Source organism: Flavobacterium sp. K5-23 (genome assembly GCF_023278045.1).
Classification (GTDB): Bacteria; Bacteroidota; Bacteroidia; order Flavobacteriales; family Flavobacteriaceae; genus Flavobacterium.
Window position 1 is genome coordinate 796871 of sequence record NZ_CP056783.1, and the last position, 24321, is coordinate 821191.

The 24321-nt window shown below is 33.4% G+C and carries 19 protein-coding genes and 2 tRNA genes; 13 read left to right on the plus strand and 8 right to left on the minus strand.

All coding sequences use genetic code 11. From position 1 onward, the window contains the following. Positions 1-35 precede the first annotated feature (35 nt). Together FLAK523_RS03520 and FLAK523_RS03525 are read right to left on the minus strand one after the other, a co-directional pair. On the minus strand, positions 36-350 hold the full coding sequence (locus FLAK523_RS03520; RefSeq protein ID WP_248906606.1) for a hypothetical protein: 315 nt from the start codon (positions 348-350) through the stop codon (positions 36-38). A gap of 29 nt (positions 351-379) precedes the next feature. Then, on the minus strand, positions 380-1726 hold the full coding sequence (locus FLAK523_RS03525; RefSeq protein WP_248906608.1) for a serine hydrolase: 1347 nt from the start codon (positions 1724-1726) through the stop codon (positions 380-382). A 248-nt stretch (positions 1727-1974) separates the two neighbouring features. On the opposite strand from FLAK523_RS03525, the gene FLAK523_RS03530 reads away from it, so the two are divergent. The 6 genes from FLAK523_RS03530 to FLAK523_RS03555 all read left to right on the plus strand — a co-directional run bounded on the left by FLAK523_RS03530 (position 1975) and on the right by FLAK523_RS03555 (position 6114). Continuing rightward, positions 1975-3189 carry an aminotransferase class V-fold PLP-dependent enzyme gene (locus FLAK523_RS03530; protein ID WP_248906610.1) on the plus strand — a complete coding sequence of 405 codons (1215 nt, stop codon included), beginning with the start codon at positions 1975-1977 and terminating at the stop codon, positions 3187-3189. 16 nt (positions 3190-3205) lie between these two features. Then, positions 3206-3688 (plus strand): hypothetical protein, encoded by a 483-nt coding sequence (locus FLAK523_RS03535; RefSeq protein ID WP_248906612.1) that lies wholly within the window; start codon positions 3206-3208, stop codon positions 3686-3688. Further along, on the plus strand, positions 3688-4107 hold the full coding sequence (locus FLAK523_RS03540) for a SufE family protein (protein ID WP_248906614.1): 420 nt from the start codon (positions 3688-3690) through the stop codon (positions 4105-4107). The genes FLAK523_RS03535 and FLAK523_RS03540 overlap by 1 nt, the downstream gene beginning before the upstream one ends. 56 nt (positions 4108-4163) lie before the next feature. Further along, positions 4164-4487 carry an SUF system Fe-S cluster assembly protein gene (locus tag FLAK523_RS03545; RefSeq protein ID WP_248906616.1) on the plus strand — a complete coding sequence of 108 codons (324 nt, stop codon included), beginning with the start codon at positions 4164-4166 and terminating at the stop codon, positions 4485-4487. A 158-nt stretch (positions 4488-4645) separates the two neighbouring features. Beyond that, positions 4646-5158: a DUF2480 family protein gene (locus FLAK523_RS03550; RefSeq protein WP_248906618.1), complete on the plus strand. Its 513-nt coding sequence runs from the start codon at positions 4646-4648 to the stop codon at positions 5156-5158. 107 nt (positions 5159-5265) lie between these two features. Continuing rightward, the gene (locus FLAK523_RS03555; RefSeq protein WP_248906620.1) at positions 5266-6114 is read left to right on the plus strand and encodes a DUF3078 domain-containing protein; all 849 of its coding nucleotides are present in this window, start codon (positions 5266-5268) and stop codon (positions 6112-6114) included. 58 nt (positions 6115-6172) lie between these two features. Here the strand turns inward: FLAK523_RS03555 and FLAK523_RS03560 are convergent, their stop codons facing one another. Next, entirely contained in the window at positions 6173-6634 is a 462-nt protein-coding gene (locus FLAK523_RS03560) for a hypothetical protein (protein WP_248906621.1), read from the minus strand. Positions 6635-6951: 317 nt separating this feature from the next. On the opposite strand from FLAK523_RS03560, the gene FLAK523_RS03565 reads away from it, so the two are divergent. Both FLAK523_RS03565 and FLAK523_RS03570 read left to right on the plus strand, forming a co-directional pair. Then, positions 6952-9177: a DNA cytosine methyltransferase gene (locus tag FLAK523_RS03565; protein WP_248906623.1), complete on the plus strand. Its 2226-nt coding sequence runs from the start codon at positions 6952-6954 to the stop codon at positions 9175-9177. Between the two features lie 7 nt (positions 9178-9184). Further along, the gene (locus tag FLAK523_RS03570) at positions 9185-10378 is read left to right on the plus strand and encodes an MvaI/BcnI family restriction endonuclease (RefSeq protein WP_248906624.1); all 1194 of its coding nucleotides are present in this window, start codon (positions 9185-9187) and stop codon (positions 10376-10378) included. 324 nt (positions 10379-10702) lie between these two features. On the opposite strand, the gene hflX is transcribed toward FLAK523_RS03570, so the two are convergent. Continuing rightward, the gene (gene hflX, locus FLAK523_RS03575; RefSeq protein ID WP_248906626.1) at positions 10703-11944 is read right to left on the minus strand and encodes a GTPase HflX; all 1242 of its coding nucleotides are present in this window, start codon (positions 11942-11944) and stop codon (positions 10703-10705) included. A gap of 315 nt (positions 11945-12259) precedes the next feature. Between hflX and FLAK523_RS03580 the strand changes: the two genes are divergently transcribed. Continuing rightward, positions 12260-12802, plus strand: coding sequence for a peptide-methionine (S)-S-oxide reductase (locus tag FLAK523_RS03580; RefSeq protein ID WP_248906628.1), 543 nt, complete (start codon positions 12260-12262; stop codon positions 12800-12802). A 296-nt stretch (positions 12803-13098) separates the two neighbouring features. Here FLAK523_RS03580 and FLAK523_RS03585 read toward each other — a convergent pair whose 3' ends face one another. The 3 genes from FLAK523_RS03585 to FLAK523_RS03595 all read right to left on the minus strand — a co-directional run bounded on the left by FLAK523_RS03585 (position 13099) and on the right by FLAK523_RS03595 (position 17881). After that, entirely contained in the window at positions 13099-13578 is a 480-nt protein-coding gene (locus FLAK523_RS03585; protein ID WP_248906629.1) for an FKBP-type peptidyl-prolyl cis-trans isomerase, read from the minus strand. Positions 13579-13670: 92 nt separating this feature from the next. Next, positions 13671-15026 carry a DUF5689 domain-containing protein gene (locus tag FLAK523_RS03590; RefSeq protein ID WP_248906631.1) on the minus strand — a complete coding sequence of 452 codons (1356 nt, stop codon included), beginning with the start codon at positions 15024-15026 and terminating at the stop codon, positions 13671-13673. Positions 15027-15043: 17 nt separating this feature from the next. After that, the gene (locus FLAK523_RS03595) at positions 15044-17881 is read right to left on the minus strand and encodes a carboxypeptidase-like regulatory domain-containing protein (RefSeq protein ID WP_248906633.1); all 2838 of its coding nucleotides are present in this window, start codon (positions 17879-17881) and stop codon (positions 15044-15046) included. A gap of 464 nt (positions 17882-18345) precedes the next feature. Between FLAK523_RS03595 and rseP the strand changes: the two genes are divergently transcribed. From rseP to FLAK523_RS03615, 4 genes are all read left to right on the plus strand, one after another. Further along, positions 18346-19689 (plus strand): RIP metalloprotease RseP, encoded by a 1344-nt coding sequence (rseP, locus tag FLAK523_RS03600; RefSeq protein WP_248906634.1) that lies wholly within the window; start codon positions 18346-18348, stop codon positions 19687-19689. 140 nt (positions 19690-19829) lie between these two features. Continuing rightward, positions 19830-19903 (plus strand) — tRNA-Asn (locus tag FLAK523_RS03605). A 419-nt stretch (positions 19904-20322) separates the two neighbouring features. Next, complete coding sequence (locus FLAK523_RS03610) at positions 20323-21438, plus strand: PQQ-dependent sugar dehydrogenase (RefSeq protein ID WP_248906635.1); 1116 nt, start codon at positions 20323-20325, stop codon at positions 21436-21438. A 442-nt stretch (positions 21439-21880) separates the two neighbouring features. Further along, a tRNA-Asn gene (locus tag FLAK523_RS03615) sits at positions 21881-21954 on the plus strand. 228 nt (positions 21955-22182) lie between these two features. On the opposite strand, the gene FLAK523_RS03620 is transcribed toward FLAK523_RS03615, so the two are convergent. Further along, positions 22183-24255, minus strand: coding sequence for a tetratricopeptide repeat protein (locus FLAK523_RS03620; protein ID WP_248906636.1), 2073 nt, complete (start codon positions 24253-24255; stop codon positions 22183-22185). Positions 24256-24321: the final 66 nt, after the last annotated feature.

Genomic DNA, 24321 nt, shown 5'->3' on the forward strand with positions numbered 1-24321 from the left:
AGAATCGAACAATATTAGCTGTCAAATTATTAATTTTATATATAATCAGTAAAGTTGGTTTCTAAATTTTTCCATATATTCATTAATATATTCGTGTTCTCCGAGGCGTTACTATATTCCAATTTACCAATAATAGTCAATTCATAATTTTTGCCTTGTTTAACGATAAGTCCTTTACGTATTAACCATGAAATAGAGGTTTGTAATTCCTTTTGAGAAGGTACTGCATGATTAATTCCATCAGCAACCGAAATAATTCCGTTAATATCAGTTGGCTGGGTATTTGTAGCAAGTGCAATAGCAAAGAATATCCAAGATGTAGTTTGTTCCTCTTTCATAAAATCGAACATAATTTATATTAGTCATGTAAAACGTGAAATCACTTCTTCAAACTCCCAATTATTCCTTTTAAAAAACCATTAAAATCAAAAGCGGGATCTTCTTTCAGTCCCATTCGAACAATAACTAAATCAAGGGAGGGAATAATAGCTACCATTTGTCCTTGATAGCCACTGCAGTAATACATATCCCGTGGAACATCCGGAAATCTTCCGCCAGCGTTAAGCCAGAATTGGGCGCCATAAGCACCATCCGAAGTATTAGTAGGCGTAGCTGAATAATGTACCCAAGAAGGATCTAAAATTTGCTCTCCTTTCCAATTCCCGTTGCGCAAATACAATAATCCAAATTTAGCCCAATCCCTAGGAGTTGCCCATCCATAAGACGAACCCACATAATTCCCTATCATATCCGTTTCAATAACCATAGAATTCATCCCTATTTTATCAATCAAAGACGAGTACCAAAAATCTAAATATTCCTGATGTGTTTTAAATTGACTTCTAATTATTTTAGACAATAAATTTGTCGTCCCCGAGGAATAATTCCAATGACTGTCAGGCATAAAAACGGCCGGTTTTTCCATTTGTATTTTACCCATATCTTCGGCTAGAAAAAGCATTTGGGTTGCATCACAAATGGTGTTGTAATTCTCCTCCCACTCTAATCCGGAGTTCATATGAAGTAAATCGTTAGTGGTAATTATCTTTCGGGTATCCTTTTGCCAAGATGGAATAGGAGCGGGTGTGTATATATTAAATTTCCCTTGTTTCTGCAGTACGCCAAATAAAGCGCCCGTAATACTTTTGGTCATCGACCAACCCAATATTTTACTGTTTTTATTAAATCCAGTAGCGTATTTTTCCGCAATGAGTTTGTCTTTGTAAAGAACCACTACCGCTCTTGTTCTTTTATCTTTCTTTTCAGAAACATCAAAAGCATTGGCTACAGCCGCATTCAATTTAGTATAATCGATAGTTTTAAAAACGGAAACTTCTGGGTTTTCATTACCATAAGGATACGGCAAATTATTGTTTAACAATGTTCTTTTGGGAGTTTCATACGGCAAAGTCTCATCAAAATCTGAATTTACCAACGTAGCACCTAAGCCTTCTCTATAAATAGCTTTTCGTTTTTTTAATCCATAAACTGATGCGGTGGCAAACTTCCCATTTTCATCAATCTTATTACTGGCCAAATCAATCATTTTAATATCATTGTCTCCATTCTCAATCATTTCCTGGGAACGGTGATCTATAAAATGGCCTGAAGCCATACTTTTAGCCGAAAAGCCAGAAATCAAATCCAATTTGGGATAGTTAACAAACCCAAAATAGAGAATAACAATTGTAAATAGTAAACAGAGCGTTTTAAAGATGTTTTTCATATGTAGATAATATTAAAATATGGAAATATGGTATACGCTATGAGGAGATATCCATATTAGTGATTGCGTTTCTAGATTCATCGCTATTTCATAGAAGTTTGAATTGTACGAAATGCAATTTAATTCTTTTTTGGCTTGGAATTGAAAATTTGTTATTTATAAAAAGAATAAGTAAGGATTAAAAAGGAATTCCTGCCTAAAACAATTTAGAATTAGTACTTTTGTATTTAGAATTTTTCTAAATAATTATGCTAGACATTCAAAAAATAAGAGCCGCTTTTCCAATTCTTTCTCAAAAAGTAAATGGAAAACAATTAGTTTATTTCGATAACGGTGCCACTTCACAAAAGCCACAAATTGTAATAGATGCAATTTCCAAATATTATCAGGAAATCAATGCTAATATTCATCGTGGCGTACACACTTTAAGCCAGTTAGCCACTGATGCTTATGAAGAATCTCGTGGTAAAATACAGAGCCATATTAATGCAAAACATTGTCACGAAGTGCTTTTTACTTCGGGAACAACTTTTGGAATCAATTTAATCGCCAATGGTTTTGCCTCTATATTAAAAGCGGGAGATGAAGTACTAGTTTCTGCATTAGAACACCATAGCAATATCGTTCCTTGGCAAATGCTTTGCGAAAAAACAGGAGCCATTCTTAAAGTCATTCCAATGAATGAAAATGGCGAATTGATTATGGCGGAATTCGATAAATTAGTATCGGACAAAACCAAAATCGTAGCTGTAAATCACATTTCGAATGCGCTGGGAACCATCAATCCCATTAAATACATTATTGATAAAGCACATACTTTTGGGGCTGCCGTTCTAATTGATGGAGCTCAAGCGGTACCGCATCTTAAACCAGATGTACAAGCTTTGGACTGTGATTTTTATGTTTTTTCAGGACATAAAATGTGCGGACCTACAGGTGTGGGAGTTCTTTATGGAAAAGAAGATTGGCTTAATAAATTACCTCCGTATCAAGGTGGTGGTGAGATGATCAAAGAAGTTACTTTCGAAAAAACCACTTATGCTGAATTACCCCATAAATTTGAAGCAGGAACGCCTGATATTGCTGGCGGAATTGTAATGGGGACAGCAATTGACTATATGAATTCAATTGGTTTTGAGAACATTCAAAAACAGGAATTAGAATTATTAGAATACGGAACGAAGCGATTATTGGAAATCAAAGGATTGAAGATATTTGGTACTGCTGCAGCAAAAACATCTGTGATTTCGTTTAATATTGAGGGAATCCACCCGTATGATATTGGTACGATAATTGACAAATTAGGAATAGCAGTGCGAACAGGACATCATTGTACCCAACCGATTATGAATTTCTTTTGTGTTCCAGGAACGATAAGAGCGTCATTTTCATTCTATAATACCAAAGAGGAAATCGATATATTTGTAGAAGCCGTGAAAAGAGCACAAAAAATGCTATCCTAAACCAACAAAAAAAAATATGAAAACAGTATCCCTTTTAGCATCGATTTTATTTATTTTTATGAGCTGTAATTGTCAGAAAAAGATAGCTGAACAAGCGAATATTACTGAAGTACAAAATGACACTATGGCTATAGCTCAAGAAGATATGAGAATAGAATATGAGGCGAACACAAGAGGGTTTTACCAAAAAATAATTGTCCAAAACCAAACGATATCAGTGTCAAAAGACCGAAAAGGGTTGGACAAACCCGTTGAGACAAAAATTTCGAATGCCGATTGGAAACAACTTATGAGTTCTTTTAATGCCATTCAACTGGAAGAATTACCCAACTTAAAAGCGCCAACAGAAAAAAGATTTTATGACGGTGCTGCTATAGCGGGTTTAAAAATCACATCTAAAGACAAAACTTATGAAACAAGTAGTTTTGATCATGGTTTCCCACCTGCTGAAATCAAAAAATTAGTAGACAAAATAGTTTCATTTACAGAAAAAGAATAATGACGATAAAAGAAATACAAGAAGAAATAATAGACGAGTTTTCAATGTTCGACGATTGGATGGAGCGTTATGAATACATCATCGAATTAGGGAAAAATCTTCCACTTATCAAAGAGGAATTCAAAACCGAAAACAATTTGATTAAAGGTTGCCAGTCGAAAGTATGGTTGCAAGGAGAACAAACAGATGACAAAGTAGTATTCACTGCTGACAGTGATGCCATACTTACCAAAGGAATCATCGCGATATTAATTCGTGTTTTTTCTAATCAATCGGCCACTGACATCATCAATTCCGAGATGGCATTTATTGACGAAATTGGGTTGAAAGAACATTTATCACCCACTAGAGCCAATGGCTTGGTTTCGATGATAAAAAATATTAAAATGTATGCTTTGGCATTCAGTGCTAGAAAATAATGATTCCAAACATATAAGTAAATTAATAACTTATAGAGTTTAAAAAATAAAAAATTATGACAGAAGAAATAGACACTAACTTACTAGGGGAAGCAATTGTAAAAAAATTAAAAACCATTTACGATCCAGAAATACCAGTTGACATATACGAACTAGGATTGATTTATGACGTTATGGTAAATACGGATTACGAAGTAAAAATCTTGATGACACTAACTTCTCCAAACTGTCCAGTAGCTGAAAGTTTACCTAGAGAAGTGGAAGAAAAAGTAAAGTCAATTGAACACGTAAAAGATGCTGAAGTAGAAATTACTTTTGACCCGCCATGGAGTAAAGATTTAATGAGCGAGGAAGCAAAATTAGAATTAGGGATGCTTTAATTAGTCGTAATGTCAAAAGTCATAAAGTCGAATGAAAGACCTTGTGATTATTGTAAAATCAGTAAGACTAAATTAATTTTCGTATTAATCATAACAAAGTCTTTAAATCTAAAACGAAAACTTTCGACATTAGACTTTAAGACTTTAAGACTTCAATAATGGAAGAAATAGTAAACAAAGTAGCCAATAGCGTTTTGGAAGTATTCGATCTTGAGGATTATTTTCCAAAGGGAACCCGGGTGCAACTCGATATTTCGCAATGGCTGTTAGAAGGTTTTTTATTGAAAGAAAAAGACTTTAGAGAGCATTTGAAAAATCACGATTGGACGCAATACCAAGATCAGTTTGTGGCCATCAATTGTAGTACTGATGCTATTGTTCCGGCTTGGGCTTCTATACTCGTAACGATCCAATTAGCTCCTTTTGCCAAGAAAATCGTAGATGGAAACATTGATGATTTAAATTCGGCTCTATACGAAGAGTTGCTTGCCAAAATAGATTATTCGGTTTATGAAAATAAACCTATCATTATAAAAGGCTGTTCCAGAAAACCAGTGCCTATGCGTGCCTATATATTGGCCGCACACTATTTGCAACCATTTGCAAGAAGCATTATGTACGGCGAAGCCTGTTCAGCGGTTCCTTTATACAAGGCGTCAAAAAAAGAATAACTTTACTCATATGTAAAATAAAAGTCCGAATAGATCTACAATCTATTCGGCTTTAATGCTTTATGTATTTATATTCTTTTTATCTTTACTATATAAAATAGTATCAGATGAAAAAAATACTACTCCCCTTAGCATTTATTTTAGGTCTGTTTTTGGCAAACGCTCAAGAAACTCCACAAGACACTACAAAACTCTGGACCAAAATAGGAAACATCACATTGCTTTTTAACCAATCTGAATATAACGCCGAATGGTTAGGTGGTGGTACTTCTAACATTGCAGGAAACTTTGGCCTCAATTATGATTTTAATTATATGAAAGGTGATGTAGTATGGGATAATAAATTCATTCTCGCTTATGGTCAAACCAAAATAAAGAATGCCGGCAAATGGGCAAAAACAGATGACCGCCTGGAACTAAATTCCCTTTGGGGGAAAAAGGCAAAAGGACAATGGTACTACTCCATATTCTTTAATTTCAAAACACAAATGGATGTGGGTTACAGCAAAGATGGAGAACGTCTTTCTCATTTTTTTTCTCCTTCATATACTCAATTTGGTCCCGGAATGCTTTGGAAAAAAAACAGCCGCCTGAGTTTAAATGTTTCCCCTGCTACGGCAAAATTAATATTGGTTCATGAACACTTTACTGATTTAAAATCTTCTTTTGGAGTGCTTCAAGGCGATAGTTCTAGATTTGAATTTGGCGCCAGTCTTTCAGCTTATTATAAATTCAGTATTATGGCAAATGTGTCCATTGAAAATCGCTTGAATTTATATTCCAATTATCTGGACAAACCAGAAAATGTAGATGTGGATTACCAAATGAATGTCCTTATGAAAATCAACAATTACCTCTCAGCGACATTAGCTTTACAGGTAATTTATGATGACAATTCCATTAAACATCATCAGGTTAGGGAAGTGTTTGGGCTGGGAGTGAATTATGGGTTTTAGAGAATGTCTTTAAGCAACTTTCTTAGTATTTACATTCAATACGATTTAAAGAAGTTTGTTATGAACATTCAATGTTTAATTGTCTATTTTCTTCTAAGGCTTTTTTGTCCATTTTTGAACCCACTGCGATTCCGATTAACATACCAAATGGCAACCCTAATGCCAATAAACCTAGATTACCAACCATTAATCCAAATGCAACTCCTAATGGCAAGCCAAAAACAGACATCCCTAAAGCTAGCCAAAGATTACGATAGTGGTTTTTAGTTACAATTTTAAGTTCCTTCTCAATTACCCTTAATATATTCGTTTGTTTCTTTTTAACTAATTTGGAAAGATCATTATGTGCTAGAGAAGAAGAATTTAATTCTTCAATATCCTGATTAATGTTTTCAATAATATTAAGAGGCAAACCCTTTTTATCTAATTCTTTTAGAATATTTCCAAAATGAATATAAATTTTATTTAATTTAATATTGTTAGAAATGTTTTGTCTTTCTTTTAGTTCAATTAGGTTCATGTTATTCTGTTTTTTTAATTGGATGACGCTCGTAAGTCATTTTTTATTTAATGGCTTTATACATTATTACAAACACTTCAAATAAGTTTCTCAATGTTGCAAGCTATGAAAACCAATATCCATTTATACGAAAAACGAATAAAACGTCTTTTCCACTGAATTTGCAAATGCCAAGGGAAGTGTGTTTCTAGCTGCCTTTCGGTTTATTTCAAATGTGGTCATTTTATTTTTAATTCGCTAAAAATAAATACTTTTTTTCTTGTTGCTGTTAGAAATTTGTCCGTAAATTTGTCCGTATCCGTAAAAACGTCCGTAAAATGATAAATGTCAAATTCTATTTAGATAAAGCTGATAAAAGTAAAAGATTCCCAATTCATCTTGTTTTGCGTCAAAAAGATTTGCAAATCAAAGTTGCAACTGGAGAAAAAATAATGAAGAAAGATTGGGACAGTTCCAATCAAATGGTTTTGGATTCCGAAAGCTCATTTAAATCAATAAATAAATTTTTAAATTTTTTAAAACAAGAGGTTGAGAAATATTTTGAAAATGAACCACATACAAACTTTACAGACAAAAAAATTAAAGAAAAAATAGCGTCATTGGTATATAATAGAAAAGAAAATACCGAAATTAATATTCTTTCGGAACCTCCAACAGAATATGAAACAAAGTCTAAAGTAACTTTTGTTGATTTATTTGCTGGAGCGGGAGGTTTTAGTGAAGGTTTTCTTCAAGCAGAATATGGAAACAAGTTTTACGATTTTAGATTAGCAAGTGATATAAATGAAAATTGTGAACTTACACATTTGGCAAGATATAATTATCAACTTGGGTTAGATGCCGAATTTCTTCGTCAAGACATAACAGAGCCAGATTTTTTGGATAATTTTTTAAAGAAAATTAGTAATAAAGAAATTGATATTGTTTGTGGCGGACCACCTTGTCAAAGTTTTAGTTTGGCTGGCAAAAGAAAAAAGTTTGATAAAAAAGATGATTTATTTGCTCATTATTTAAAAGTGATTAGACAATTGCGTCCAAAATATTTTGTTATGGAAAATGTCAAAGGAATTTTGACAAAAGAACAAGGCAAAATTAAAGATATGATTTTGCAAGAAATTAGGTCAATTGTAGATTTAAAAGAATTCAATCAACTTATATTTTTCGTTGCACAACTTAAGAAAATAGAAACGGAACAATCTTTTATTTTAGAATGTTACAATTTGCGTTTACAATTTGAAAAGGCTACTGATAAAGAGTTAGATAATTTAAAGAATAGTTATATTAATAGCTTAGAAAACAAATTTAGAATATTAACCCCGAAAATTGTTAATTACAAAACAAGTAAAACAGACAAAAACATCAGTACAATTCGCCACGGTTTTAATCTTTTAAAACGTGTTAAAGAGCTTCAATATATTAGAAAAAAAGTAATTAATGAAAAAGCATTTTCAAATGTAGATAATGATTTTTTTGCAGATGATTTTGATTCTTTTTTAACTTCAATTGAACCAGAAACAATTATTGAAAAAATACATACTTCTTTTAACAATTTAAAACCAAACGAAAATTTTTCTGATGAAGTAAAACAAATTATTACAGCACTTGAAATATTTGATTACTCTTTTGATGAATGTGTTAAAGGTTTAAATTCATTTGTTATAAAAGCTAATAAAGTAAACCAATTTGAAACTATTTTATCTAAAATCAGACTGTACAATATTGAGCAACCATTTGTAGCATTAGCATCAGATTATGGTGTTCCTCAAAATCGAGAAAGAGTTTTGTTCATTGGATGTAGAAAAGACCAGAAATTAATAAATGATGTTCCTGCAACGGTAAAACATAACGAAAAAGTTAATGTATTTGAAGCTATTTATGATTTGGATTTTGTTGGGAATGATGATGAAAGATTTGATTATGAAAAAATTAATTTAAAAGCACAATTCAATGGTTCTACTGAAAAAATGAAATCGTTAATTCAGAAAAGAAATATAGATGGTAAACCAAATGAAAGTGATGGGTTAAGCTATTCTGAATGGTCAAAAAAAGGGCGTTTAAATGAACGCTTTGCAAATGCAAAGAACCCGTTTTATGTTAGAAGTTTCGAGGAACTCGAAAACACTTTATCGCATTTAGTTGCACCATTACAAAATCATAAAACCAGTAAACAAAATAATGATGTTATAAAAAGGCTCTCTGTTATTTTAAAGTCAGGAAATTACGAATCTGCAAAGGCAAATCTTAAAGCAATTGGTTTAGAATCTGATAAAAGAAGTTATACTGTTTTAAAACCGGAAGGTCAAAGTTCTACAATTATGACTATTGCAGACGATTATATTCATTATTCAAATCCAAGATCATTGACTGTTAGAGAAATGGCAAGACTTCAATCTTTTGATGATTCTTTTGTTTTCCAAGGAAAACGTTCTACAGGAGGAAATAAACGTAAATTCGAAGTTCCACAATATACATTAGTTGGTAACGCAGTTCCACCACTAATGGCTAGAGCGGTCGCTTTAGAAATATTGAAGAATATCAAATAAATAGTTTATGAGAGATTTAACCACAATTGAGATTGATAGGATAAAGATTTTTGCCGAGAATACGATTTCCACAACATTAATAGAAATTACTAAAACAGGTTTGGAAAAAGGAATAATGGATGCAACTGGTTCTGTTAGAAGTTATTTAAAAGAAAATGATTTACACGACTATGAATTTCAAAAGCAAGGAGCAAAAGAAAATGGTGTTATAATAGATTCCATTATAGTCACAAGTGATGCGTTTGTTGATTCAAAAGCTTCTCTTTACAGGCCTAAAGCAAAAAAAAATGGCGGTGATCCAAGAATTTGGTTTTATGGAATTTCAAAATATTGTAGTCCAAATGATATTTTAGCATTAATAAGCTTTGAAAAGCAAATTTGGGTTGTAAATTTAACAAAGACTCCTATTGAATCACTAATAAATTCATCACTTGTAAATCCAATTAAAGAATTAATCAATGATATTAACAGAATATCAAACGTAATTAGTGATGAACTTTTAATAAAGTTACGAAATATAGCTTCTGCTGGATTTATTCCTGCACTTTTACAAGCAGATACTTCAATTGGAAGAACTTTAGAACATTTATTAGGAATTCAAATGAACTCTTCTAAAAGTCCTGATTATAAGGGAATTGAATTGAAGTCTGCAAGAGAAAATAAAGGAACAAGAAAAGGATTATTCGCCCAAAAACCAAATTGGGAATTAAGTAAATTTAAGAATAGAAATCAAATACTCGATGAATTTGGATATTGGGAAAAAGGAATTTATAGATTATATAATACCATAAGAGCTACTGGACGAAATGCACAAGGTTTAATTTTAAAAACAGATTATGAATTAGACCATCTTTTAGAAAATTCAGATAATCCAAGTATCGGTGATTTTTTGACTTGGAAATTAGAAGACTTAAAAAGTACATTAATAGCAAAGCATAAAGAAACATTCTGGATAGAAGCTGAAAGTAAAATGATTAGGAATGAAGAGTATTTTTTATTTAAAAAAGTTGTTCATACAAAAAATCCATTAGTAAATCAATTTGGATTATTAATTGATATTGGAGCAATTACAGTTGATTATAATATGAAAAGAAAAGCAGATGGAAAAGTTGAAGATAAAGGATGTAATTTTAAATTAAGAGCTTCTGCTATGAGTTTATTATTCCCACCAAGTAAATCTTATTCTTTGATAACAAAATAGAGGAAAATAAACGTCTGTTTACATAGACTTGTGAGGCAGATTTACTTGTAACAAGTATATACTCTGACGTTATCAGACTTATTTCCTCTCAAATATATCGTTTTTTTCGTATAAAACGTTTGTAAAACACAATCGTGATTAATCCCAAAAACCCGCATAAAGGATGGCAGTGTAAATCCTTTTATGTAGTGCAACGAAATAAAAGATTGCAGCGAACAGCCTGACGCTGCTGTAACGGAGTGGAAGCTGGGGGATGCCCAAAAAAAATCCCTAATGAAAAGATCAAAAGGGATTCGTGTATTTATTTTTTGGGGTAGAAAATAATTATTCCGTTTCTTCCTCTTCTTTCTCGATAGCATCCTTATAATCCGGATATAAAAACTTGTTGTAAGGAAAACGGGTAATGTGAATTTGTCTTACCGTTTCGTAAACACGCTCTCTAAACTCTTCGAAGTTTTCTTTGTTTGTTGCTGAAATAAATAACGCATTTTCCTCTCCTACTCGACTCATCCAAGTGGACTTCCATTCTTCTAATGTGTAGTGTCTTGGCGTTTTTTCGGTCATTAAATCATCTTCGTCGATGGTCAAATGTTTATACGCATCAATTTTATTGAAAACCATAATTATCGGTTTGTCATTAGCTTTGATGTCTAATAAAGTTTGGTTTACTGATTCGATATGATCTTCAAATTCTGGATGCGAAATATCCACAACGTGTAACAATAAATCAGCTTCACGAACCTCATCCAGTGTGCTTTTAAAAGAATCTACCAGCTGTGTTGGTAATTTCCTGATAAAACCTACGGTATCAGAAAGCAAGAACGGGAGATTTTTAATCACTACTTTTCGAACAGTGGTGTCTAAAGTAGCAAAAAGTTTGTTTTCAACAAACACATCGCTTTTCCCTACTGCATTCATCAAAGTGGATTTACCAACATTAGTGTATCCCACTAATGCCACACGTACCATAGAACCACGGTTGCTGCGTTGCGTACCCATTTGCTTGTCGATCGCCTTGATTTTATCTTTCAATAATGCAATTCTATCGCGTACAATACGTCTGTCCGTTTCAATCTCAGTCTCTCCAGGTCCGCGCATTCCAATTCCCCCTTTTTGGCGCTCAAGGTGAGTCCACATTCCGGAAAGTCTTGGTAATAAATATTGGCATTGTGCCAGTTCTACTTGCGTTCTCGCATAAGAAGTTTCGGCTCTTTGGGCAAAAATATCCAGGATAAGGTGAGTCCTATCTAGAATTTTACATTCCACTATTATTTTTGAAATATTCTTTTGTTGCGAAGGAGATAATTCATCATCAAAAATCAATGTTGAAATTCCGTTCTCTTTTACATACAAATGAATTTCCTCTATTTTTCCTGTTCCCACGAAAGTTTTAGGATTAGGGCGTTCCATTTTTTGTGAAAAACGCTTTACCACTTCACCGCCCGCTGTAAATGTTAAAAACTCCAATTCGTCAAGATATTCTTTTAATTTCTCTTCGCTTTGATTTTGAGTTACAATACCTACAATGGCTGTTTTTTCGAAATTTAATACTTCTTTTTCTAACATAACTTTGAATAAGCTACAAATTTAATGATTTGCTAGGTAGAAATCGAGTATATCACATCTTAAAAAATTAAAACTGTGATTTATGATACTTTTTTTATGTCTTGACAGGAAACATTTCGTTCCTCTTACCAAAAAAAATTATCCGACAACAAAAAGAAGGATTCGTTAAGAGAAAACTATTGAAAAAACTTGACTTAAACAGTCCAAAACATCATCTTACATTAATTCCCAATCCTATGAAAAAACAGATTTTTAGTATCTTTAGATTTTGAGAAGTGTAACAATTGGTGCAAGTGAATTTTACACCCATATGAAATGGATAAAGAACAAAACATTATGACTGAAAAAATAGGGCTTGGAGGCGGTTGTCATTGGTGTACCGAAGCTGTTTTTCAATCTTTAATTGGAGTTGAAAAAGTAGAACAAGGTTGGATAGCCTCAAATGGAAATAATGAATCTTTTTCGGAAGCGGTTATTATTCATTTTGATGCGTCAAAAATTTCATTAGAAGTGCTTATTGAAATCCATCTTCACACACATAAAAGCACAGTCAAACATTCTATGAGAGAAAAATACCGTTCGGCTATTTACTTTTTCAATTTAGAACAACAGGCCAAAGCAAAAACTATACTTTCAAAATTACAACCGCATTTTAAAAATGAGATTATTACAACTGTAATGCCGTTCCTTAATTTTAAAGCGTCCAGGGAAGAGATTCTAAATTATTATTATAAAAATCCAGAGAAACCCTTTTGCAAAAATTACATTGATCCAAAACTAAAAATCCTTTTAGAGAAGTTTTCTAAGTATACAGCAATGGATAAAATAAATTCAAGCCTTAAGAAAACCACTTCTTGATTACAAATTCAAACCCTTGATTTGCAAGTGCCGTTAGGTACAAAATATTGGTAGAAAATATGAATTGTTAGAAATTAACAACTACCAATATATAGTGCATAAATGCACAAAAAAAGACTTTACACCACCAATATTTATAAATTAGTCCGATTGTCAGTTCGAGCGCAGTCGAGAACCATTGCAGCATCTCGACTGCGCTCGATGTGACAAAAAAAACATTGGACTAAAGTATATTGACAAATGGTATAATACTCAATTCTTATTGCCTTTTTTATATAATTTATAGTGTTAATCCCTTAATTCACAGAGATTAGTTTAATATCAAAAATAAGAACTGAACCACCTGGAATTCCATTATAATCATAATTTCCATAACCAAGGTGTGCCGGAACTAAAAGGATTCCGCTACCACCCTCTCTAAAATAAGTAATTCCTTCTTTCCATCCATTAATTACTTGATACAAGGTAAACGATATTCCAGTAGTAGTACTTTGATCAAAAATAACACCATTTGTATAATACCCTTTATATGCTACTCTTACGGTTGAAGCCGGCGCAGGGTGAATACCTTTACCTGTTTCATTGATTACATAATACAACCCTGTACTAGATTTAGTAGCTTTTAATTTATTTTTAGCAACATAAGCAATAATATCTTGGTCGTTTTTAGCAGCGTAACTGATTTCTTTTACTTTTTTAACAGCAAAATCAGTTTCTTTATCTTTTCCACAAGAGATAAAAAGTGATAATGCCAGAACAAATAGAATTTTTTTCATGATTGATTTTTATTAGGAAAGTCGCAAATATAGTGAAATTGCCTAAAGAACATTCTTAAAAAAAATTCAAAATTGTTGCCTACAACAACAACTTATTTATCCCCATAAACCTGAACATCATCAACTTGAAAAGCGCCATCCAAAGCCAAGTTCTTACCTGATCCAGTATACTTAAATGCAATGTTGATTTTTCCTTTAAAAGAAGACAGGTCCACTCCTCCACTTCCTATAAATTGATACCACGGAGTTCCCTGCTTAGGCAAAATAACACTAAGAGGAATCCAAGTGGCTTTGGTCACATTCAGTCCGTCAAAATTATTTGAGGCATAGACTTCAAGCGAATTCAAGGGAGAGTCGACATCCAGATGATGCTGGGCTGACCTAAAAGTCAATATTTCATTGGTATGTATATCCATATCTATTTTGGGAGATATGAGCCAGGCAATGTTAGAAACAACTTTGGCTCCCGTGGTATTAAATTCAGCACAACCATTGCCGGAATACACCGTTCCTTTCCAGAATATTGTTCCTGCTTGGGCAATATTGGCCCATCCCGGAAGACTCAGATTCGTTTTGTCAACTGCCGTTTGGAAATCTTCCGAAAAGAAAGGGACTCCTTTTGCGCCAGTCATGTCAACATCTTTCTCAGATCGGGCAACAAGCTGATAATCGGGACCGTATCTAGTTAAAATTCCTTTTACTTTTCCGCTTCCATTAGGCACTAATTTAGTGGCAAAATCCGAATAACTGCTGGTTCTAAAAATGATTTGGTTTCCTCTTTTATCAATCAAATTCCAGTTCGTCGCCCCTCCCACATCCTTTGTGCTTTCATAATAACGGCGGCCAGATGCCGCAGCAGTAAACTGAACGTCTGACAACTCAACTAATGTGTTTAAATTAGAATCATTCAACAGTTCTGGAATTGTAATCGACCTGACCAGTTTTTCTTCTGTCAGAGTTGTACAAGAGGCGTGAAGTACGTCTTTATACTCGTTTTGAGACAATCTCCCTATAGCCGCTTCGTTGAAGGAGTTTACATAAATCCCCCCAATTCTAATTCCGCCATGAAAAACATCTGAATATTGCCCTTTGAGTTTTATATACACCTTATTCCCAAATCTATAATCGATATAGGTATTAGTGGCATCAACAGCGACACTAAAACCTACTGCAGGAGCTGTGGCTGTTGCCAAAGTTTGAAAAGAGATGGATTTGAAAAAATTACCAGACTCATCGCTGGAAACCACATAGGCCTCAATAATATCATCAAATCCATATTGCGTCACCACCGAATTAGCATTGGCACGAATCTCTTCAACCCTTTTGTTTGTAACTAAATCTTTTTGGGTGCAATTCAGTTTAGGAATGGTTACTTTATCGCTTTCACAACCCGAAATAACAAAAAGAAAAAATACCAAAAGAAATGATTTACCAGAATACGTTTGCATAAAGAGGCGTTTTAAGTTTATAAATTGATATAAAGATTTATGAAATAAGTACGGCCATAGCCATAAAAATATTTGTTCCCAAAAGAAGGTGTACCGCTGGAAACGTCTTGATTTAACTTTCGGAAATTCGCGTTTCGTGCTTGCTCGTAACCTCCCGTTTTATAACTAACATCGAGTACATTATTAATACTCGCAAAAAACCCAATGTTTTTCCCTTTGATACGCCAGGATTTTCCGCCTATAATATTTAAAAGTGCGACAGGATCAAATTTTTCTTGTTTTAATAATTCTGCTGCTCTTTCCTCTGTAGCTTCGGGGAAAAGGAAGCCACTGTTGGGATTCGTATAAAAACGATCGGTTCTTGAAATAGGTGACACGTCGATATAGGTATCTTTCAGGTAATTCATATTGGCAGCTATCCACCAGTACTTAGGGTCTCTGTATTCCAGTCCTACACTATAGGCTTGTTGAGGCATTCCGGCCTGCTTGTAATTTTTTAATGCCGCCGTTCCAAAATCAAACGTCGGTTTGCTGTTCTCCGGCGTAGCGAGGGCATCATTATTTATACTTACTTTGGGATTATTGCTATAGGTGAATTTTCCATAAGCTGCAGATAAGGTTGATTTTAAAGTGGTGTTTATTTGGTATTCCATACTTAATTCTGCTCCCATGTTTTTCTTATCAAGCTTTGATAAAGTCTGGCTCACAAAAGCATTTGTATTGGTATAACCCGCGCCATTATCAAAAATACCTTCGGCATAAAAAAAGGAAGTTTTGACCGCATTTTTCATTGAAGTATAATAAGCGGTGAGTCGGGTTTTTAGTTTCGGAGAACGAAAAATATAACTCGCATCCAGACTGCTGATATTTTCACTATCGAGTCCGTTGGCAATAGAATTATTCAAGCGTGCATTTGGAAATGTGTTTCTTACCGTTGGAGCTTTGGTCGAATGAGCGCCATTAAAAGTCAACAACTGCTTTCCTGATAATTTATAAATTAAGCCTGCTTTGAAACCAAAATTTTCGAACACCACTTTCTCGCTTTTGCCAAAGGAGTTCTTTTCATATATCCCGTTTTGGAACAAGCCTTCCCTTTGATAAGTGGAGCTACTGAAATTTTGAGCCAAATAGAAATCAATCTTATTGTACGAAAACCTAAACTGTGTGAAGGCATCAAAAGTAGTCGCTACATAATTATAATTGTATCCATAGGCGTCCCCAACAACCACTTGGCGATTAGGATTATTCAAATCAGATTGTGCCTGATTACCAGAATAAAAACCATCAATATCCTCGAAGTATCCACCTCCTAATAAATCCAATACATTTTGATAATTATGGGATTTCAAATTCCGAAAAAGACCTCCGGCATTCAAAATTATATTATCAGTCAATTGTGTATTGAAAGTGGTATTTACTGCTATCGTTTTATCATCAGTACGGTCTTCGTATAAAACATATTTACTTTTTGCGGCTTCATAACCCGTTGGATTTCCATTGGAATCTAATATTACATTTTGATTGGCTTGATACATTGCGTTCCAATCGATTTGAGGATTAGCCAAAAACAACAGCCTGCTTTTCTCGGCATTTTCATAATCAGGAATGAAGTTTCCGGGATATTCCCCTTTGTCTTTTTCGTAAAGCGAACTGAAATAGCTTGGTAACTTCCTGTAATTAGTTGGGTCGGGACTGTTGGCGTTTTGGAAATCAATGTTGGTGTTACCAATTTTCCCAAACTGATACATCACACTAGAATTAAGATTAGTGTGATCGTTAATTTTATAATAATGGTTCAACATAAAAATGGGTTCTTCGATGGTTTTCGTTCGGGCGTTCCGTTTTTTCCCGTTCTGCCATCCCCAGTACGAGTTGTACTTTTCACTTGTAAGTTCAGTTACTTCTGTGGTGTTTGGGGAGTTTTTGGCGCGGGTATTCGGAGTGTAAAATGCCGTGATATTCAACGAATGTTGCTCACTCAGCTTTTTTTCGATACTTATAAAAAAAGAATTCGCGTCATAACTAGTCCCTTCGAAATATCCTTCTTGAGCCATTCTTTTACCTGCTGAAACTACATAAGCCCAGCCCCGACTATTCATTCCGGATGCATGCGTTCCCATCATGCGCCAACTATAATTAGTGTTTGTTCCGGAAAAGGTGATTCGGGAGCCCGTTCTATAATTAGAAGCTCGGGTATTGATTTGTTGGGTTCCCAGAATCCCTCCAAAAGTATAATCAGAGGCAGAGGTTCCTATTGTGAATTCCTGATTCCGAATGGCATCATTCAATCCGCCCCAATTGCCCCATTGCGGTCTGCCGTCATATAGTTTATTCATAGTCAAACCGTTTATCATCAACGTGGAATACTCACTGTCTAACCCCCGAATTCTAAATCGTGCCTGTCCCCAGTTGAATGCTGCCGCTTGCTGAAATGCATCTCTAGAAGATTGCAAAAGCCCAGAAGTACTCTCGGAACCGCTATTGTCATCACTTAAATCAGTTTCGAAAAGTCGGACCATTCCTAATTGCAGTTCAGTGGTTTGATCCTCCTCAAGAACCACCGTTCCTAAATCCAGCATTTGTCCCTCAATAATAAATATTGGAAACAATTCGTCCTTATAGCCTTGACTCCTTATAAGAACAAGCTGATCACCTACATCAATGTTCTCAATAGAAAAGACACCTTCTTTTGAAGTTAGTTGCATCAAACTGGTATTTTGAATACTTACAACAACGTTTGTTAAGGGGTTTTGGGTTTTAGCTTCAATCACTTTTCCTGTAATACCAGTTGTGTTTTGGGCGCTTAAAAATCCTATAGGCAGTAATAGAAAAAGAATCAGACCAATATTTTTCATAGTTGTATTTATAGTTATAATAATAGAAGGCATCTTTGTAAATAGCCGCTAAAGTCATTTAAATTGCTTTTTTGGGCATAGAAAATGCTTCCTTATGGAATATTGAATCCGGAATAATAGGTTGCTGTTTTTGAAAATTTGGTGTAAAACCAAATAATAGAAAGTCCTGGATAGTTATAAAGTGGTATTTAGGACACTTGTTGAGATCATAACAACTGATTGTTAAGACCTCACGGTTTAAATGTAGTAAAAAAACTACTGCAGTTGCGTTATAATTTGAAAATAAAACTAAAAAAAGAAATTTAAAAAGGGAATCCTCCAAATGGAGATAAAAGGCAATACAGAAAGCTAGAGTGAAAATGGTGATTATTAACAAACATTTATTACATCGTAAAAACTAAACCTTTATATATAAAATAGAAAACCTTACTTTTGTGCGTCATATTAAGAATCAAAATTAAAAAATGGATATATTTATCAAGCTTTCTCAATTTTTATTGAGCTTATCATTACTGATTATACTTCACGAATTAGGGCATTTCATTCCTGCCAAGTTATTTAAAACCAGAGTCGAAAAATTCTATTTGTTTTTTGACGTTAAATATTCCCTTCTAAAAAAGAAAATTGGTGATACTGAATATGGTATTGGATGGTTGCCTCTAGGTGGTTATGTAAAAATATCAGGAATGATCGATGAGAGTATGGACAAAGAGCAAATGGCTTTGCCACCACAACCTTGGGAGTTTCGTTCAAAGCCAGCTTATCAACGTTTGATTATTATGCTTGGTGGAGTTACGGTAAACTTCATTTTAGCGTTTATCATATATATTGGGATGGCATTTGCTTATGGCGATACGTATATTGCCATGGAGGATTTTAAGGATGGTTTTTTAATTGAAAACCCCGTGATGCAAAAAGCTGGTTTTAAAACAGCCGATAAAATCATTGCTGTTGACGGAGAAAAAATTACCAAATTTGATAATGAAATCACTATTAAAATTATTATGGCAAAACAGGTTCTTATCGAAAGAAACGGAGCTGAACAAACCATAAAAATGCCTGCTGATTTTATTGATCAACTGTCAAAAATTGAAAAAGAACCTTTGCTTTCCAGGAGAATGCCATTTATTATTAGTGAAGTATCTGAAGGTTCTGTCAATACGGTTTTTGAACCAAAAGATTTAGTAATAGGTCTAAACGGTCAAAAAATTAAATATTTTGATGAAGTACAATCGATATTAGATAATAGCAAAGGAAAAACTATTTCTGCGACTATTTTACGCGATCAAAAAGAACAAGAAATTCAAATTGCTGTAAACAACAAAGGAAAATTGGGAGTTATTCAAGGAGGTTTAAGCAATTCCGCTATGGAAAAACTGGGATACTATAAAGTAAGCAAGCAAGAATTTGGATTCATGGAATCAATTCCTGTAGGGATAACAAAAGGAAAAGACCAGTTAGTGGGTTACGGAAAACAACTGAAGATGATTTTCAGCCCAAGTACGGGTGCATATAAACAAGTAGGTGGTTTTAAAGCCATATTTGATATTTTCCCAAGTTCATGGAGCTGGGAAGTATTCTGGAACATCACGGCATTATTATCAATTATGTTGGGAGTAATGAACTTATTGCCTATTCCAGCACTTGATGGAGGTCATGTAATGTTTTTATTATACGAAATTGTTAGTGGTAAAAAGCCAAGTGACAAATTCCTTGAAAACGCTCAAATGGTTGGTTTTGTTTTACTTATAACGCTATTATTATTTGCAAATGGAAACGACATATACAAGTCAATTGTAGGGAAATAAAAAAAACAAAAAAAAGTTTAATTTTTGCTTGCAGAAATCAAATTAACCCCTATCTTTGCACCGCTTTACAACTGAAACAAACATCATAATAAAGCACCAAAACAAGATTAAAAAGTTCTTATATATAAAAATATACAGTTTCCTTCTTAGCTCAGTTGGTTAGAGCATCTGACTGTTAATCAGAGGGTCCTTGGTTCGAGCCCAAGAGAGGGAGCTTTTTAAAAGCCTGACAGCAATGTCGGGCTTTTTTTTGCTTTAAACTGAACGAAAAAACAAGAGTTGCTCGCGGTTTTATATTTTTGTTATTAAAAAATTGACAAATTGAACTTAGTATCTATTCAATATAAATAACCATCAAACTACTACTTTACAATATCTAAAATAGTTGTTGACAAGAAACTTTTTAAAAGCGTAACTTTACGTTTAAACAGTGTCCAATGCAAACGGATCGAATGGAAGTTTCTTGAGTTTTTCTTTAGGTTCGATTTCTACTTTGAAATAGGGTATAGAGCATCAATATTGACGGTCACTTTTTAACTGGAAACTCAAGTCCTACCAGTATTTATAAAACCATTCTTTAAAGTTGGTTTACTTTTTTAATATCTTTATTATCAATTAAAAAAGAGTACGGCCATGAAAAAAATTGCACCACTACTATTTCTATGCTTTTTTATAAGCTGTAACTCACAAGTAAAGCAAAACGATGTCGCGCTCAAGGACGAAGTACAAAACTATACTTTTAAAACCATAGCATCTGGAATTTCTATCCCTTGGGGAATGACTTGGCTTCCGGATGGCTCTATGCTAATCACTGAAAAAAGCGGGGTATTGTACCATTCTAAAAACGGTATAAAAACCGAAATTAAAAACGTCCCCGAAGTTTACAACCGTGGTCAGGGAGGATTACTTGATATCGCAACACATCCACAATACGTTAAAAATGGCTGGATATACATCAGCTATTCCTCCGCAGAAGAAGGGGGAAAAGGAGGCAACACCAAACTGATAAGAGCAAAACTCCAAAACGAAAGCCTAATCCAGATTGAATCCATATACAAATGCTCCCCAAACACCACTGCAGGACAGCATTTTGGCTCCCGAATCGTTTTTGACAATGAAGGCTATTTGTATTTTTCAGTGGGAGAACGCGGAGAGGAATTCGTAAACCCGCAAGACATCAATCGTGATAACGGCAAAATATACCGTTTACATGACGACGGTCGTATCCCAAAAGACAATCCGTTTGTGGGTAAAAAGGGGGCGAAAGAGGCAATATATACTTATGGAAACCGTAATCCACAAGGACTGGCGAAACATCCTGTTACCGGCGAAATTTGGGAACACGAACATGGACCTAAAGGCGGTGATGAAATCAATGTTTTAAAAAAAGCCGCAAATTATGGGTGGCCAGTGGTAACCTACGGCATCGACTATGACAACACTACCATAAGTAAAGTGCAGGAAAAACCGGGAATTGAAAATCCTATTTATTATTGGACTCCATCCATCGCCCCTTGCGGAATGACATTCGTTACCAGCGATAAATATCCTGATTGGAAAGGCCATTTACTGGTAGGTTCCCTAAAATTCCAATATCTGGAATTACTGAAATTGCAAGGTAAAAAAGTGATAGGCCGACAAAAAATAGCCGCCGACATAGGTCGTTTGCGGAACGTGGCACAAGGACCTGACGGTTATATCTATATGGCTGTGGAAGGAAAAGGCATCATTAAAATAATACCGAATTAACAAATTTAACTGCTTCAATTTTAATTTGAAGAGTGCTAATGCTGCAAGTGTTCTTCCTTATTTCTTATCGAAGTTTATATCAATTCGACAAAAAAATAATTATCTAAATCCTCTTTGTTTCCGGATACCTTTGTGTATTTATTTAAGATTGATATGTCGTTAAAAGGTTGCTCTTGAAGTAAGACGAAATAGTTATAAGATGCTTTTGAAAAATATTTTCTAAAATCTTAATCGCCGGATCCATTCATTTGCTGAATATAAATTTATGAGCAAATTCCGGGTTTATTTATCACTTGAAAATTTTCATTTAAAGAAAGGGCTTAATATTTTGAAAATTCAAATTTAGTCCTATCTTTGCACCTCTTTACCGCTGAAACAGGCTTCGTTTCTAAAGTAATAAAAAACAAGATCAAAAAGTTCTTACATATAAAAATATACAGTTTCCTTCTTAGCTCAGTTGGTTAGAGCATCTGACTGTTAATCAGAGGGTCCTTGGTTCGAGCCCAAGAGAGGGAGCTTTTTAAAAAGACTTTACAGCAATGTAAGGTCTTTTTTTTGCTTAAAAGTGAAGAGTAAGATTGCTTACAAAAGCTTTAGAGGCGAAATAAGATCTTGTCTACTAACAAGTTATTATAGAATAATGAGAACTAAGGCAATCCCCTTTTTAAAAGAAAGGTATAATTAAAATCAATTGAATACGCACACCAAGCGAGTTTAAAGATTAACCAGTACTTGATGGTTTTTTTAAGCAGTCTTTTTTTGTTCTTTGGTGTTAATGTATAATGGCAATGTAAACTTAAATTCGCTTCCAACATTGACAATACTCTGAACCCAAATTTTACCTCCTTGTTTTTCAATAAAATCTTTACACAAAACTAATCCCAGTCCCGATCCGTTTTCATTTGCAGTTCCTTCTTTAGAAACATTATAATCAACCCTAAATAAACCTTCGACTTCTACCATCGTCATACCTACTCCATTATCCTTGATAGTTATCTCCACAAAATTATCTGCTATTTTAGAAGTTACCAAAATTTCACCTTTTGAATGAGTGAATTTTATAGCATTCGAAATCAAATTTCGTAGAACAGTACCCAGCATATCTTCATCAGCCTTAACATAAATGTTATTTTCAACGTTAATTAGTACAGATACTTTTTTATACAATGCCTGAATTTCCAATAGCTTTACTTCATCCTTTAGGAGACTAAAAAGGTTGATTTTTTTAGTCTTAAGAATTTTTTCTTGATTTATTGCCCAAATAAATAACCCATTCAAAATGGAAGACGCTTTATTAGCTGAGTTTTTTATTGTTGTTAAAAACAACATTCTTTCCTCCTCATCACTCCCGGCACCGTCTTCAATCATAAGATCTGTAAATCCTTCAATTGAACTTAACGGGTTTTTTAAATCGTGTGCCAAAATTTTAAAAAGTTTGTCTTTTGTACTGTTTAAATCTTTTAAGCGATCGTGTTGAGTTTGAATTTCATCTTTCATTTTTACAACTTGCTCGCTTTTATAGGCTAATAATTTATACGTTTTTCTTTTAGCTCTTTGTTGGAATATTAAAAAAACAATAAAAATTATAGAAAGAATAGATGTTACTATAAAAAAGGAACTTAATCTGTTTTTGTATTCTAATTTTAAGCGATTGTTTTCGTTTTTTATAGTCAATTCATTTATGGTAGATTGATTTGATTCCAAGTCATTTAATGCTTGGAAAAAATGAGCTTTTTCAGTGTTGTCTTGCAATAACATACTGTCCTTAATTGCTATATATTGATTTTTAAACTTCAAAGCCATTTGAAAATCGTTGCTATCTTCATAAACCTTAGATAAGGTCAACAAACTTTCTGACTGAATTCCCAAATCGTTAATTTCAACAGCAATTTTCAAACTTTTGTTTGCATAATCCACTGTTTCTTTGAAATTATTTTGTGCTTTTTTGATATTAGCAATATTCGAATAAATTATAGAAGTTAAACCCAAATCATTAATATCTTGGGAAAGAGCCAATGCTTTTTCAAAATAATCCAGTGCGTAGTTGTATTTTTTTAAAACAATATAACAGTCTCCAATATTATTGTAATTTGTGGCAATGCCATACTTGTCCTTTAATCTTATTAAAATCACATTAGACTTATTGTAATATTCTAATCCTTTATCAAAATCGCCATTATCAGAAACCGCGTTAGCTAGATTCGTATAACTGTCAGCAATTCCTAATTCATTATTATTTTTTTTATATAATGAAAAAGATTTAGTGAAATATTTAATTGAAATGTCATATTGTTTCTTTAGATAATATATGTTTCCAATTCCCGAATAAACTTTTGCCGAACCAATTTCGTCGCCTATTTGCTGGTAGTGTTTTAAAGCCTTTAAAAAATGTTTAAAAGCTTTGTCATAAGAATATAAATAACTGTAATTCTTACCGATGTAATCATTGATTAACCCAGTTTTTTTATGGTTTTTTAATTCTTCGAATAGCAAATCCGCTTCATTAAAAAATTTAATAGCTTTAACATATTTGTAATTATTATGAAAAAAAAGTCCTTGACTATATAAAACTTCGGCGACATCCTTAGTGGAATTTAAAGAATGAGCAATTTCAATTGCCTTGTTAAATTGATATGAAGCAGAATCAACGTTTTGAATAGAATATGAATTTGCTTTTTTTAAATGAAAAGATATTCTACTACTGTCACTGGAATTAATTTGAGTCTTGGTTGTTACAACATCCTTTTTTAAAGCACTTTGTCCAAGAGCTAAAGAAAAGTTTATAAAAATCAATATGCCTAAAAACCAATTTTTCATATAGGTTGTTTTTATACTTGTGGGGACAAACATAATTACTTCAATAATTTGTAAATATAATGCTAA